This is a genomic window from Streptomyces hokutonensis, assembly GCF_000376565.1.
Lineage (GTDB): Bacteria > Actinomycetota > Actinomycetes > Streptomycetales > Streptomycetaceae > Streptomyces > Streptomyces hokutonensis.
Window position 1 is genome coordinate 247,553 of sequence record NZ_BARG01000018.1, and the last position, 14,376, is coordinate 261,928.

Here is a 14,376-nt window from a genome sequence, read left to right on the forward strand (position 1 = left end):
AACCCAAGGAACCGTCAGCGGGGGCGAATTGGGTGCTTTTTTCCTTACGGGCGTGTAACGAACGACCGGGGACGCTTTACGAACGCGCTTTTGCGCCACGCGCCTTGAGCATGTCGGCCATCAGCTGGATCTCCGACTGCTGCGCGTCGACCATCCCCTGCGCCAGCCGTTTCTCCACCCCCACCGTGCACTTCTCCACACACCCCTCGGCCATGTGGATCCCGCCCTTGTGATGGTCCGTCATGAGCTGCAGGAAGAACACCTCGGCGGGCTTGCCGCTCAGTGAATTCAGCTTCTTCAGCTCGGTGTTGGTCGCCATCCCCGGCATCAGCGCGCCGTCCTTCCCGGACGCCATGTCACCCATGCCCATCCAGGTCATCGGCGGATCGGCCGACACCTTCGGCAGGTTCCACAGGTCCAACCAGCCCAGCAGCATGCCCCGTTGGTTGGCCTGCGTCTGCGCGATGTCGTATGCGAGCCGTCGTACTTCCACATTCTTCGTGCGATCCCGCACGATGTACGACATCTCGACGGCCTGCTGGTGGTGGACCGCCATGTCCCGCGCGAACCCGGCGTCCGCCGAATCCGCCGTAGGAGTGGGGGAGTTGGTGGACCCACCGCCGTCCTCGGCGACCGCGTAGGTGATCGCGCCGGCCGCGACCAGCGCCACCGCCGCGGCCCCCGCGATCAGTCCCACCTGCCTCACTGCGACAGCCCGCCCGTGCAGGCCGCACCCGGCTCGGGTGTCTGCTTGCCCTGCACGAACTCGGCGAAGAACTTGTTCACGTCCGGGTCGCTCGCGCTCTTCACGGTGCGCTGGTGCCCCCACGCCGACAGCATGATCGGGTCCTTCTGGCTGTCGTAGGGGCTCATCAGCGAGTACGGCGTCGACTTCACCTTCGTTGCGAGCGCCTTGACGTCGGCCGCCGAGGCCTTCTTGTTGTACGTCACCCAGACCGCGCCGTGCTCCAGCGCGTGCACCGCGTTCTCGTCCTTGACGGCCTTGGCGTAGACGTCGCCGTTGCAGTTCAGCCAGACCGGGTTGTGGTTGCCGCCGACCGGCGGGTGCATCGGATAGTTCACCGTGCCGGTGACGTGGGTGCGGCCCAGCGTCCCCTTCCACGTGCTGACGCCGTCCGAGCCCGCGACGAAGTGCCCCGAACCGCTGTTCTTCGAGTCGCTCGCGGAACTGTCCTTCTTGCCGGACTGCGCGTGCACGACGGCGACCCCGCCGATGACGAGACCGGCGGCGACCACCGTGCTCGCCGCGATCTTCACGAGCTTGGCGCGTCGCTCGCGGGCCTGCTCGGCGCGCCGCATCTCCTCGATGCGGGCCTTGCGCGCCGCGTTGCCGGTGTTCTTCGCGGAACCCATGAGATGTGTGTCCTTTTGGGGGAAGGGACGGGAAGGTCGGGACCCGCTGATCGTAGTGGGGGAGGAAAGGGTTCTCGTAGGGCGCCCACAGCAAAGAGCGCGGAAGAGTGCGATCGCCCCATGCCAGGCATTACGAATGTCAGTCCGAGCAGGCAAGATGGTCAGCAGATGGGCATCACATGGGCATCAGCGCGGGACACCTGCCGTTCGTGAGCCGTTCAGCCCGAGGACGGCCGGTCGATCAAGGTCGGCAACGCGCACGAAATGGTGTTGTGGTGGGATGCTCAGGTGCCCGACCGCCTCCTGCGGTACGAGGACAGGCGGCCTGACCAGCAAGGATGGGGAAGCGGAAGATGGACAAGCAGCAGGAGTTCGTGCTCCGGACGTTGGAGGAGCGCGACATCCGGTTCGTACGGCTGTGGTTCACGGACGTGCTGGGCTTCCTCAAGTCCGTCGCCGTGGCCCCCGCCGAGCTGGAACAGGCCTTCGACGAGGGCATCGGCTTCGACGGCTCCGCGATCGAGGGCTTCGCCCGCGTGTACGAGTCCGACATGATCGCCAAGCCGGACCCCTCCACCTTCCAGGTCCTGCCCTGGCGGGCCGAGGCCCCCGGCACGGCCCGCATGTTCTGCGACATCCTCATGCCGGACGGCTCCCCGTCCTTCGCGGACCCGCGCTACGTCCTGAAGCGCGCCCTCGCCAAGACCTCCGACCTCGGCTTCACCTTCTACACCCACCCCGAGATCGAGTTCTTCCTCCTGAAGGACCGCCCCCTCGACGGCTCCCGCCCCACCCCCGCCGACAACTCCGGCTACTTCGACCACACCCCGCAGAACGTGGGCATGGACTTCCGCCGCCAGGCGATCACCATGCTGGAGTCGATGGGCATCTCGGTCGAGTTCTCCCACCACGAGGGCGCACCGGGCCAGCAGGAAATCGACCTCCGCTACGCCGACGCCCTGTCCACGGCGGACAACATCATGACGTTCCGCCTGGTCATGAAGCAGGTGGCGCTGGAGCAGGGCGTGCAGGCGACGTTCATGCCGAAGCCGTTCTCGGAACACCCGGGAAGCGGAATGCACACGCACCTGTCCCTCTTCGAGGGCGACCGCAACGCGTTCTACGAGTCGGGTTCGGAGTACCAGCTCTCGAAGGTCGGCCGCTCCTTCATCGCGGGCCTGCTGAAGCACGCGGCGGAGATCTCCGCGGTGACGAACCAGTGGGTCAACTCCTACAAGCGCATCTGGGGCGGCTCCGAGCGCACGGCGGGCGCCGGCGGCGAGGCCCCCTCGTACATCTGCTGGGGCCACAACAACCGATCGGCCCTGGTCCGAGTCCCCATGTACAAGCCCGGCAAGACGGGCTCGGCGAGGGTCGAGGTCCGCTCCCTGGACTCCGGCGCGAACCCGTACCTGGCCTACGCCCTCCTCCTGGCCGCCGGCCTGAAGGGCATCGAAGAGGGCTACGAACTCCCCCCGGGCGCCGAGGACGACGTCTGGGCCCTCTCCGACGCGGAACGCCGCGCGATGGGCATCGAGCCCCTGCCCCAGAACCTCGGCGAGGCGCTCACTCTGATGGAGCGGAGCGACCTGGTCGCCGAGGCCCTCGGCGAGCACGTCTTCGACTTCTTCCTGCGCAACAAGAAGGCGGAGTGGGAGGAGTACCGGTCCGAGGTGACCGCCTTTGAGCTGCGGAAGAACTTGCCGGTGTTGTAGGGGGTAGGGCGGGGCGGGTTTTCCGCTGGGTTTGGGATGTGGGGCCGACGGGGGTTTAGCGTCGGCCCCGTGTTGTTTTGCTGCTCTGGGGCGGGGCGAGACCACGCAACTCGGCTGCGGGGAGGGTGAGTTGTCTGGTCACTCTTCGGTGGCGGGGGCCTGCTGCCGTTGATCTAGGTGTTCCAAGAACTCTCTGGTGCGACGGGTGTGGGGGTGGTCTTCGCCGAGGACTCGTCGCTGTCGGTTGAGGGTGTCTTCGGCGAGGGTGCGGGCCTCGTCCGGCTGTCCCACATCCGCCAGCCGTAGGGCCAAGTTGGTGGCGCTGAGCAGGCTCTGGGGGTGGTCTTCGCCGAGGACTCGTCGCTGTCGGTTGAGGGTGTCTTCGGCGAGGGTGCGGGCCTCGTCCAGCTGTCCCACATCCGCCAGCCGTAGGGCCAGATTGTTGGCGCTGAGCAGGGTGTCGGGGTGGTCTTCGCTGAGGACTCGTCGCTGTCGGTTCAGGGTGTCTTCGTCCAGGATGCGGGCTTCCTCCGGCTGTCCCGCTTCCGCCAGATCAACGGCCAGATTGGTGGCGCTGGTCAGGGTGTCGGGGTGGTCTTCGCCGAGGACTCGTTGCCGTCGTTTCAGGGTGTCTTCAGCGAGGGCGCGGGCTTCCTCCAGCAGTCCCACTTCCGCCAGATCAACGGCCAGGTTGTTGGCGCTGGCCAGGGTGTCGGGGTGGTCTTCACCCAGGAGGAGGCGGCGGCGCCGCAGAGTGTCCTCGTCCAGTGTGCGGGCCCGCGCATGGTCCTGGGCGTTGGCATAGGCGTGGGCGAGGTATTGGGCGGTCCACAGGGTCCCCTCGTGATCCGGGCCGAGTTGCCGGGACCAGGCGTGATGCAAGTGCTGGAGGCGATCCCGCCCCGGGTGGACCTCGCCGCGCTCCAGCAGGTACCAGCAGGCGTCTCGGACCAGGTCCCGTCCTGCCTCAGTGGTGATGAGGACTGGGTCCACAATGAGGAGATGGGGCAGCAGTACCCGCCAAGCAGGCCATGTCGAGGGAAGGTTGATGTCTCCGGGAGCGGCTGCGATCAGCAGGGCTTCGACGTCCTGGCCCGCTTGCTCGTGCCGTTCGGGTGTGAGTTGGTCGTGCAGGACGGTCTGGTTGAGGCGGTGGAGCTGGATGGTGCCGTCCTGGGTTCGAGCCAGGCTGTGTCGGGTGATGGCGTGCAGCGCCGTGCCGGCGGCCAGCCGGGTGGCCAGGGCCTTCGCCAGCGGGGTGGAGGCCCAGTCGAGGAGGTGGCCGGCGCAGGCGGTGACCGGGAACGGTTCGGGCGCCAGCAGGGTGAGGGCGGACAGCAGGGCGGCTGCGCCGGGGTGGTCGGATTCCAGGCGGGCGGTGGTGAGGCGGACCTGCGCGGCCAGCGAGACGGGGTAGCCGACAGGGTGCCCCTGCGCCAGCACCGCGGCCGTGGACCGGGCCAGTTCGGCGCTCAGGTCGGCCGCGGAGAGGCCGTTCGCGACCAGCGCTGCGGCCTGGGCGAGGGCCAGCGGGAGATCGTCGAGGGTACGTGCGAGTTGGTCCGCATCGGTCTCGTTCAGGGCCGCGCCGTGGGTCCGCAGCAGGGCGAGGGATTCGGCCCGGGTGAACACGTCGACGTTCAGTGGGGCGGCATGGGTGTGCCAGTGCGGGTTGCGTGAGGTGATCAGCACATGGCCGCCACCGCCCGGCAGATGGGGGGTCAGGGCCGCGGGGTCTTCGATGTTGTCGAAGACCAGCAGCCAGCGGGAGCGGGTGCGCAGTTCCCCCAGCAGGGCGTCGACGGCGTCGGTGGTGGGCGCGTTGGAGGGTGCGGCGCCGATGCGGGTGGCGAGCTGGGCGAGCTGGTCGGGGATGAGGGCGGGGTCCTCGGCCGCGATCCACCAGGCGAGTTCGTACTCGCCGGCGAAGCGGTGGGCGTACTCGATCGCGAGCTGGGTCTTGCCGACCCCGCCCCGTCCGTGCAGTGCCTGCACCGCCACCCGCCCGCCTGCCGCCAGCGTCTGGCGCAGTTGGACCAGGAGGGTGTCGCGGCCGGTGAAGGAGGCGTTGCGGGCGGGCAGGTTCCACACCCGGGGCAGTGAGCCGGGCAGGCGGGGGCCGCTGCCGCCCAGCTGCCGTAACGCCCCGGCGGGAGTGGGCGGGGCTCCGGGGAAGGCGGGCGGGGTGGTCGGGCGGGACGGTCCATTGACCGCTTCCATCAGCGCCCGGCGGGCGGCTTCCTCGCTCAGCCCGAACAGGTCCCGGCTGAGCAGGGGCCGCAGGATTGCCGGCGAGGCCACCTCGGCCACCCGTACCGGTGTGATCTTCTCCTTCATCGCCATGATGGACGTCCACTCGGGCGTCGTGAACCGCTCCGGCTCGAAGTAGGCCGGGGAGAACAGCGCCAGAAAGCGCCCCTGTTCCAACGCGGTGTTCATCTTCAGGATGAAGTTGTCGCCCGCGCCCCAGTCCCAGTAGTCCAGCTCCACCCGGTACCCGGCGTCGAGCAGCTGCCATGCCACCCATTCCGCCCAGGCCCGGTCCGCTCCCGCATGACTGACGAACCACGGCCCGTCAGGCGCCCCGACGCCGCCCATCCTGCATCCCCCGAGTCCAGCCACCACCGCACCGAACCACCGAGCTTAGAACCCTCCCTCCCCAACTCGGCCCGGTTCGCCCTATTTCACAAATGCAGGAGACACCGCCGCCGTGCTGATTCGCACGGCCTTTCCCCTGCCGTCCGCCGGTACCTCGTACAGGTCCGCCCCGTAGTCGCCGGGCAGTGCGTAGACGATCGTGTGGGTGTCCCGCCACACCGCCTGGTCGTCGACGCTGCGGGGTTCGGCCAGCGAAGTCTCTTGCATTGTGCGGAGGTTGAGGACGTACAGGTGCCACGGGGCGTCCTTCGGGAGGCCCTTCACGCGTTTCTTGTAGGCGATGCGGGTGCCGTCGGGGGAGAGGGACGGGCATTCGACGTTCGTGTGGATGGTGGTGACCGTGTGCGCCTTCAGGTCGCCCTTGACCAGGTACGTCGTCCCCTTCGTCGCCAGTGTCGCGTAGAACGTGCGGTCGTCCGCTGCGAAGGTCACGCCCCAGAAGTTGGCGTCGGCCGCGTGGTAGGTGTGGCCGTTCTTGAGGATGTGGAACGACTCCAGGGACGGGGTCAGTCGGCCCGTCCTCGTGTCTACGATCGCCGCTCGGGTGGAGAAGTTCGTGCCCGCGTAGGAGTCGCCGCCGACGAATGCCGTCCAGGTCGCGAAGTGGCCCGTGGGGGAGACGCGGGCGCGGGAGGGGATGCCGGGGACGTCGTAGTGGGCCTTTTCCTTGAGGTGGGCGTCGAGGATCAGGGCGCGGTAGGTGTCCGTGACCGTGCCGTGGACCGCCTGGAGGCAGACTCCGGTGCCTGAACTGGCGTAGAAGCGGAGGCACTTGAGGCCGGAGGCGGTGCGTGGGGCGGAGGGGGTGGAGGCTGGCACCGTGGTGAGTTCGTCTCGGTGGGGGCCCCAGGCCATGTTGCGGAAGACCATGGTGCCGGGGGACGTGAGGGTGACGCGGCCCGCGGTGACCCGTGGGCCGTCGGGCTGGACCTGGTCCCGCTGCCCGGCACGCGCCGACGCGTGGAGTACCGAGGCCACGGCGATCCCCGCCAGCAGGACGATCGCCGTGGCGAGGATCAGGATGCGGTTTCGCAGGGTCATCGGGCGGGCTCCAGGACGGATCGGCCGGGGCGGAGTCTCAGGGCGAACACCGCGCAGACCGCCAGTGCCACCGCCGACGCCATGAGCGCCGTACGGTCGCCCCACAGCGTCCACGCCGCGCCGAAGCCCAGCGAGCACACGAACCGCGCCGCCGCCTGGCCGGTCTGCACCAGCGCCAGGCCCGACGAGCGCAGTTCCTCCGGCACGCTGTCCGAGGCCGCCGCCATCAGTACGCCGTCGGTCGCCGCGTAGAAGCCGCCGTGCAGGAGGAGGACGGCGTAGGGGAGGGCCGTGCCGTGCCAGGAGGTCAGCAGCAGGGCGTAGGCCGTGAGGAGGGCGCCGTGGCCGGCCAGGAAGATCCGCCAGCCGCCGACGCGGTCCGCGAGGCGGCCCAGCGGTACGGCGAGGAGCAGGAACGCCGCCGCCGTGCCCAGCGGGAGCAGGGCGAACCAGCGGTCGGGGACGCCGAGGCGGCGTTGCAGGAGCAGGTACACGAAGGAGTCGCTGACCGTCGCCAGGCCCAGGAGCAGCGCGCAGATGGTGATACGGCGCAGGTCGCGGCGGGCGAGGAGGGCGAAGGCGGCGCGCAAGGTGGGGCGGCTCGAAGGCACCGGTGCTGATGCCGACGCCGATGCCCGGCCACCCGGCACGAAAAGGACCAGCACCAGCACCCCCACCACCGCCACGCAGAAACTCACCGTGAACACCGCGTCGTACCCGTCGACCGTCGCCCGAAGGATCAGGAACGCGACCAGCGGGCCGAGCAGCGCGCCCGCCGTGTCCATCGCGCGGTGTACGCCGAAGGCACGACCCCGGTTCTCCGGGGTGGAGGACAGGGAGATCAGCGCGTCGCGCGGTGCCGTGCGCAGGCCCTTGCCCGTGCGGTCGGCGGCCAGGATCAGGCCGATGGGGGTGAGGGTGTGGGCCAGGAGGAGGAGCGGCTTGCAGGCCGCCGAGACGGCGTAGCCGATGCCCGCGACCCACTTGTGCCGGCCGCCGCCCCGGTCGGCGAGGTGGCCGCCGGCCAGCCGGACGAGTGCCGAGAAGCCGTTGTAGATGCCGTCCAGGAGACCGAAGCCCAGCGGGGAGAGGCCGAGGCCCGTCACCAGGTACAGGGGAAGCACCGCGGTCACCATCTCGGACGACACGTCGGTGATCAGGCTGACCGCGCCGAGCGCCAGGACGGTGGGGGCGACTCCGGCGGACACCCGCGCCGCAGTACCCGTAGTACCCGCACCCCGGGTACTCGGGGCGGCGGTAGTACCCGTAATACCCGCACCCCCGGTACTCGGGGCGGCAGTAGTACCCGTAGTACCCCCGGCGCTCGGGTCGGCGTTGGCGCGGCTGTCCGCCACGTACATCTCAGGACGCCCAGATGCCGGTGATGTCCGCGGCCGAGGCCGCGTTGCCCGCGTGGGTGGACAGGCCCTGGGAGTCCTCCAGGGTCCGCAGCAGGTTGTAGTGGTTGTACGTGGTCGAGGACGTGGCGCCCGCGGTCACCGGCTGGCCGTAGAAGACCGTCGGGATGCGGTTGCCGCTGAGCAGGTTGTCCTCGTCGAAGGTGACGACGAGCAGGCTGTTGTGGGTCTTGGCCCAAGTGGCGTATGCGCCGAGGTTGTTCTTCAGCCAGGTGTCGCCGGTCGCCACCGAGCAGTCGTGCATGTCGCTGCACAGGTTGGGCGTGACGAAGGAGATGTCGGGGAGCGTCGTGTAGTCCGTGGGGAACTGCGCGAAGGTCTTCGCCGTCGACGTCGCGACGTTGGAGAAACCGAACCAGGGGTTGTGCTTACGCGCGTAGTTGCCGCTGCTGCACGTCGTCGAACCCTGGCTCGGCAGCGTCTCGTTGTAGCTGGCCCAGGTGCCGCCCGCCGCCGTCACCTCGGAGGCGAGGTTCGCGGCCGAGGAGAAGCCCGCCGTGTAGCAGCTGTCGCTCGTGATGCCCTGGGTGGAGCCGGAGAACAGGGCGAAGTAGTTCGGCTGGCTCGGGTGGGTGATCCCGTACGACTGGGTGAGGGCGGCGCCGCCGGACGCGAGCGAGTTGATGTAGGGGGCACTGGAGGAGCCGATGACCTGGCTGTAGGCGTGGTTCTCCATCACCACGACGACGACGTGGTCCGGGGTCGGCACCACGGTCGCGGCATGCGCGCTCGAGGCGGTGCCGAAACCGGTCCAGACCCCGACGGCGGCTGCCGAGAAGGCGAGCGCGGACGCCACGACGGCGCGACCGCGGCGGTACACGGAACCGACGGAACCGCTGGAACTGCCGGAACTTCCAGAACTGCCGGACACTTCAACCTCCGGGTGGGGGGAGGACGGGGGTGACGGTGCGGACAGAGCATGCACACGCCAAAATGCCCGCATCCCACCACCCCCAACCCGCCGGATGAAGAAGTGGTGAACTACTGCTGTGGTCCGGCCAGTTGGGCCAGCACCTGATGCAGCGGCTCGGTGGCCCGCTTCCGGTACTCCTGGATCGCCCAGCCGTTCCCGTCCGGGTCCTTGAAGTACATGAACGTCGCCCCGTCCTGCGGCGAGAACTGCACCGGCTCGCTGACCTCGAGCCCGCGCGCGGTCAGCTCGTCGTAGGCCGCCTTCGCGTCCTGCACGCACAGCTGCATGCCGTGGTACGTCCCTGGCTGCGGGGTCCCGGTCGGCACCTGGAGGCCGTCGACCAGCGCGATCGAACAGCCGGACCCCGGCGGCGTGAGCTGCACGATCCGTACGCCCTCCATCACCTCGCCGTCGAGATCGACGTGGAAGCCGACCTTGTCCTGGTAGAACGCCTTGGCCCGGTCCACGTCCGAGACCGGCAACAGGATCACTTCGAGGGTCATGTCCATGGCTTGACTCCTTTGTCAGGCATGTTGGGCACGTTGGGCACATGTGTGAGGCGCGTTCGCCGGCGCGTCACTCGAACCGCCACCGCGTCTGGCTGAACGGCTCCCCCTTACCGAAGCCGAAAACCGTGCGGGGCGCCACAGCGAAGACGAACGCGGATCCGCCACCGTGCTGGAAGGCCCCGTCCCGCACCTCGAAGTGCCAGAAACTGCCGTACTTCGCCTCCCACCCGGCGGCCAGCCCCCGCAGCCGGTCCTCGTCCGTGACCCGCACCGCCGCGCCCTCGACGACCAGGTCGTACCCCTTGTCCCAGGTGCTCGTGCCGGTCGTCAGCACGACGTGCGGGTTGTCGCCGAGATTGCGCGCCTTGCGCTCCTCGGGCCCGGTGCAGAAGTGCAGCGCCCCGTCCGCCCACACCGCGGGCAGGGGCGTCACATGCGGCCGCCCGTCCGGCCGCACCGTCGAGATCCAGAACTGCTCGGCCCGCGCGAGCCGCGCCTCGGCCGTGGCCCAGTCGGTCGCGGTGGCCGCCGGGTCGCTGTAGCGGGGGTCGAGACGGGTCTGCGGTGCGCTGTCGGTCATCGGATACCCCTAGTCCCTGAGTCGTACGTCATCGGCTTCTCCCGGAGTCGTCGGTCGTCCCGTAGGGGAGACCCCGTACCCCTCCGGAACTCATCGCCGCACGCCCCGGGGCCACCACCCGCACCTGCGGTTAGGCTCGGGACGTTACGACCTAGATCGGAACGACGTAGATCCGAACGACCCAGATCCGAACGACCTTGATCCGAGGGAGGCCGAGGATGACGGCGCCGGGACGCAGGAGCAGTACCTTCACGCGACTGCTGCGGCACGGCTTCACCGATCCCTCGGCCGCCGAGCGGCTCCTGGAGAGCACGGAGCTGGCGCCGATAAGGAACGACCCGGTCCTGCTGGAGGCCCTCGGCGCCACCGCCGACCCCGACCTCGCCCTTCAGGGTCTCGTACGGCTCCTGGAGGCGCAGCCCGAGCCCACGGCCCGGCGCGAGCTGACGGACACACTGATCGCGGCGAAACCCCTGCGGGACCGGCTGCTCGGCGTACTCGGCGCCTCCGCCGCCCTGGGGGACCACCTCGCCCGGCATCCGCGCGACTGGCACGCCCTCGTCATGTACGAGCCCCGCGACCTCCACCCCGGGGTGGAGGAGTTCGAACGCGGGCTGGCCGAGGCCACCGACCCGGTCGCCCTCCGCGTCGCCTACCGCCGCTGCCTGCTGTCCGTCGCCGCCCGCGACGTGTGCGGCACCACCGACCTCGCGCAGACCGCCGCCGAACTCGCCGACCTCGCCACCGCCACCCTGCGCGCCGCGCTCGCCATCGCGCGCGCCGCAGCCCCCGACGACGCCGCGCTGTGCCGGCTCGCGGTGATCGCGATGGGCAAGTGCGGCGGCCACGAGCTGAACTACGTCTCCGACGTCGACGTCATCTTCGTCGGCGAGGCCGTCGACGGAGCCGACGAGGGCAAGGCGCTCCGCGCCGCCACCAAGCTCGCCGCCCACATGATGCGGATCTGCTCCGAGACCACCGTCGAGGGCTCCATCTGGCCCGTCGACGCCAACCTCCGCCCCGAGGGCCGCAACGGCCCCCTGGTCCGCACCCTCGCCAGTCACCTCGCCTACTACCAGCGCTGGGCCAAGACCTGGGAGTTCCAGGCCCTGTTGAAGGCCCGCCCGGTGGCCGGCGACCTCGGGCTCGGCGCGGAGTACGTCGCCGCCCTCGAACCCCTCGTGTGGAAGGCGGCCGAGCGCGAGAACTTCGTGACCGACGTGCAGAAGATGCGCCGCCGGGTCGTCGAGAACATCCCCGCCGCCGAGATCGACCGCGAACTGAAACTCGCTCCCGGCGGCCTGCGGGACGTCGAATTCGCCGTCCAGCTCCTCCAGTTGGTGCACGGCCGCGCCGACATCTCGCTGCGCAGCGGCACCACGCTGGTCGCGCTCCAGGCCCTCGCCGCCGGCGGCTACGTCGGCCGCGAGGACGCCGCCCGGCTCGACGACGCCTACCGCTTCCTGCGCACCATGGAACACCGCATCCAGCTCTACCGGTTGCGCCGCACCCACCTCGTCCCCGTCGAGGAGGCCGACCAGCGCCGCCTCGGCCGCTCGATGGGCCTGCGCACCGACCCGGTCGCCGAGCTGAACCGCGAGTGGAAGCGCCACGCGACCGTCGTACGACGTCTGCACGAGAAGCTCTTCTACCGTCCACTGCTCGACGCGGTCGCCCAACTCGCCCCCGGCGAGACCAGGTTGAGTGCCCAGGCGGCCCGCGAACGCCTGGTGGCCCTCGGCTACGTCGACCCGGCGGCGGCCCTGCGCCACATCGAGGCCCTCGCCTCCGGCGTCACCCGCAAGGCCGCCATCCAACGGACCCTGCTGCCCGTCCTGTTGGGCTGGTTCGCGGACTCCGCCGACCCGGACGCGGGCCTCCTCAACTTCCGCAAGGTCTCCGACGCGCTCGGCAAGACCCCTTGGTACCTACGGCTGTTGCGGGACGAGGGCGCCGCCGCGGAGAACCTCGCCCGCGTCCTGTCGGCCGGCCGCCTCGCCCCCGACCTCCTGATGCGCGCCCCCGAAGCGGTCGCCCTGCTCGGCGACGGCGACGGCGGCAGCGGCCTCGAACCCCGCGAACGCGCCCACCTGGACCAGGAGATACTGGCCGCGGTCGGCCGCGCCGACGACGCCGTCCAGGCCGTCACCTTCGCCCGCGGCGTCCGCCGCCGCGAACTCTTCCGTACGGCCGCCTTCGACATCGTCGGCTCCTACGGCACCGAGACGCAGCCCGCCGCGGCCGACCAGGGTGCCCTGGTCGACCGGGTCGGCGGCGCCGTCTCCGACCTCACCGCGGCGACCCTCGCCGGCACGCTGCGCGCGGTCGTGCGCGAGACCTGGGGCGACACCCTGCCCACCCGCTTCGCCGTCATCGGCATGGGCCGCTTCGGCGGCCACGAACTGGGCTACGGCTCCGACGCGGACGTCCTGTTCGTGCACGAGCCCCGCGAGGGCGTGCCCGAGCGCGAGGCCTCCGAGGCGGCCAACAAGGTCGTCTCCGAGATGCGCAGACTGCTCCAGGTCGCCAGCTCGGACCCGCCCCTGCTGATCGACGCGGACCTGCGTCCCGAGGGCAAGTCGGGGCCGCTCGTACGGTCGTTGAACTCCTACGAGGCGTACTACCGCCGGTGGTCCCTCGTCTGGGAGTCGCAGGCGCTGCTGCGGGCCGAACCCGTCGCCGGGGACGAGGAGTTGGGCCGCCGGTTCATCGAACTGATCGATCCGCTGCGGTATCCGGCCGAGGGGCTCGGCGACGACGCGGTACGGGAGATCCGGCGGCTCAAGGCCCGGATGGAGTCCGAGCGGTTGCCTCGTGGCGCGGACTCCACGCTGCACACCAAGCTCGGGCGTGGGGGGCTCTCCGACGTCGAATGGACCGTGCAGCTCATGCAGTTGCGGCACGGGTGGGTCGAGCCGGGGCTGAGGACCACCCGTACCCGCGGTGCACTTGCCGCCGCGTGTGCCGCCGAGCTGATCTCGGCCGAGGACGCGGAGACCTTGGACGAGGCGTGGGTGTTGGCCACGCGGGTTCGTAACGCGGTGATGCTGGTGAGGGGGCGGGCGGGGGACACGTTTCCTTCTGATCCGCGTGAACTGGCTGCTGTGGGGCGGTACTTGGGGTATGGGCCGGGGCATGTGGGGGACATGCTGGATGACTATCGGCGGACTACTCGGCGGGCGCGTGGTGTGGTCGACGTGTTGTTCTATGGGGCCTAGACGGGTTGTTTGTTGGCTGACCGCCGGTGGGGGCTGGGCGCGCAGTTCCCCGCGCCCCTAAAAGCCTGCACTGAGCGGTGTCTTGTCAGGGCTACGCCCGCCAGTACCACCGCCATGCCCGTCACCACCCGCAGCCCCACCCTCTCGTCCAGCAGCACCGCCCCCAACGACACCGACACAACCGGCAGTAGATATCCGACCGTTGCGGCGCTCGTCGGGCCCTCGTCCGCGATCAGGCGGTAGTTGAGATAGAAGGTCGCGCCCGTGGCGAGGACGCCCAGGGCGGTCACCGCGAGGAGGGCCGTGAGGTCGGGGTGCACCGGGCCCGCGGCCGGTAGGGCGAGGGTCGTCCAAGCCGTGGCCGCCATCAACTGCGCCGCCGAGACCGCCAACGGGGCCTGGCCGGTGGTGAGTTTGCGGGCCATGTAGGCGAAGGCCACGGCGTAGCTCGCGGCGGCGGCCAGCAGGGCGAGCGCGCCCCAGCTCGCCAGGCCCGAGCGCTGCCACGGGGCGAAGATCAGGACCGTACCCGCGAAGCCGAGAAAGAGGCCGGTGAGGCGGGCGCGGCCGAGGTCGCGGTCGGTGCCGAGGGCGATGCCGATCAGCAGGGACCACAAGGGAGTTGTGGCGTTCAGGACGCCCGCGAGCCCGGAGTCGACGGTCTGCTCGCCCACGCTGAACAGGGCGAACGGGACGGCGTTGCAGAAGAGGGCGGCCACCGCGAGCCGGCCCCACGTCCTGCGGTCACGGGGGAGGCGCTGGCCTTTGGCACGGGCCAGGCCCAGCAGGACCAGTGTGCCCAGGGCGCAGCGCGTGATGGTGATCTGGGCGGGGGAGAGGCCGTGGTCCAGGGCGAGTTTGATCCACAGGAAGCCCGAACCCCACAGGAGGGCGAGCGCGGCCATGCGGAGTGTCGAGGCGGGCTGCATGGGTCCACGGTCGGACAGTCC

Annotated in this window: 11 protein-coding genes; 2 read left to right on the forward strand and 9 right to left on the reverse strand. The window is 70.2% G+C overall.

Annotated elements, in window-relative coordinates:
* Positions 1 to 76 precede the first annotated feature (76 nt).
* Positions 77 to 697 carry a DUF305 domain-containing protein gene (locus SSP08S_RS09245; RefSeq protein ID WP_019067301.1) on the reverse strand — a complete coding sequence of 207 codons (621 nt, stop codon included), beginning with the start codon at positions 695 to 697 and terminating at the stop codon, positions 77 to 79.
* Between the two features lie 5 nt (positions 698 to 702).
* Entirely contained in the window at positions 703 to 1,374 is a 672-nt protein-coding gene (locus SSP08S_RS09250; protein ID WP_019067302.1) for a thioredoxin-like domain-containing protein, read from the reverse strand.
* 353 nt (positions 1,375 to 1,727) lie between these two features.
* Here SSP08S_RS09250 and glnA2 point away from each other — a divergent pair, with 353 nt between their 5' ends.
* Positions 1,728 to 3,089: a gamma-glutamylpolyamine synthetase GlnA2 gene (gene glnA2, locus SSP08S_RS09255; RefSeq protein ID WP_019067303.1), complete on the forward strand. Its 1,362-nt coding sequence runs from the start codon at positions 1,728 to 1,730 to the stop codon at positions 3,087 to 3,089.
* A gap of 138 nt (positions 3,090 to 3,227) precedes the next feature.
* Here glnA2 and fxsT read toward each other — a convergent pair whose 3' ends face one another.
* From fxsT to SSP08S_RS09285, 6 genes are all read right to left on the reverse strand, one after another.
* The gene (gene fxsT, locus SSP08S_RS55055) at positions 3,228 to 5,687 is read right to left on the reverse strand and encodes an FxSxx-COOH system tetratricopeptide repeat protein (protein WP_078532384.1); all 2,460 of its coding nucleotides are present in this window, start codon (positions 5,685 to 5,687) and stop codon (positions 3,228 to 3,230) included.
* Between the two features lie 81 nt (positions 5,688 to 5,768).
* The gene (locus tag SSP08S_RS09265) at positions 5,769 to 6,788 is read right to left on the reverse strand and encodes a TolB family protein (RefSeq protein ID WP_019067305.1); all 1,020 of its coding nucleotides are present in this window, start codon (positions 6,786 to 6,788) and stop codon (positions 5,769 to 5,771) included.
* Positions 6,785 to 8,149 (reverse strand): MFS transporter, encoded by a 1,365-nt coding sequence (locus tag SSP08S_RS09270; RefSeq protein ID WP_439654572.1) that lies wholly within the window; start codon positions 8,147 to 8,149, stop codon positions 6,785 to 6,787. The genes SSP08S_RS09265 and SSP08S_RS09270 overlap by 4 nt, the downstream gene beginning before the upstream one ends.
* A 1-nt stretch (position 8,150) precedes the next feature.
* A complete protein-coding gene (locus SSP08S_RS09275) occupies positions 8,151 to 9,026 on the reverse strand; it encodes an alkaline phosphatase family protein (RefSeq protein WP_019067307.1) in 876 nt (291 codons plus the stop codon).
* 161 nt (positions 9,027 to 9,187) lie between these two features.
* Positions 9,188 to 9,628 carry a VOC family protein gene (locus tag SSP08S_RS09280; protein WP_019067308.1) on the reverse strand — a complete coding sequence of 147 codons (441 nt, stop codon included), beginning with the start codon at positions 9,626 to 9,628 and terminating at the stop codon, positions 9,188 to 9,190.
* Between the two features lie 67 nt (positions 9,629 to 9,695).
* Positions 9,696 to 10,208: a pyridoxamine 5'-phosphate oxidase family protein gene (locus tag SSP08S_RS09285; protein ID WP_019067309.1), complete on the reverse strand. Its 513-nt coding sequence runs from the start codon at positions 10,206 to 10,208 to the stop codon at positions 9,696 to 9,698.
* Between the two features lie 218 nt (positions 10,209 to 10,426).
* Here SSP08S_RS09285 and SSP08S_RS09295 point away from each other — a divergent pair, with 218 nt between their 5' ends.
* Entirely contained in the window at positions 10,427 to 13,426 is a 3,000-nt protein-coding gene (locus tag SSP08S_RS09295) for a bifunctional [glutamine synthetase] adenylyltransferase/[glutamine synthetase]-adenylyl-L-tyrosine phosphorylase (protein WP_019067311.1), read from the forward strand.
* Here the strand turns inward: SSP08S_RS09295 and SSP08S_RS09300 are convergent.
* A complete protein-coding gene (locus SSP08S_RS09300) occupies positions 13,423 to 14,355 on the reverse strand; it encodes a DMT family transporter (protein WP_019067312.1) in 933 nt (310 codons plus the stop codon). The two genes, SSP08S_RS09295 and SSP08S_RS09300, sit on opposite strands and share 4 nt — an antisense overlap.
* Between the last annotated feature and the right edge of the window lie 21 nt (positions 14,356 to 14,376).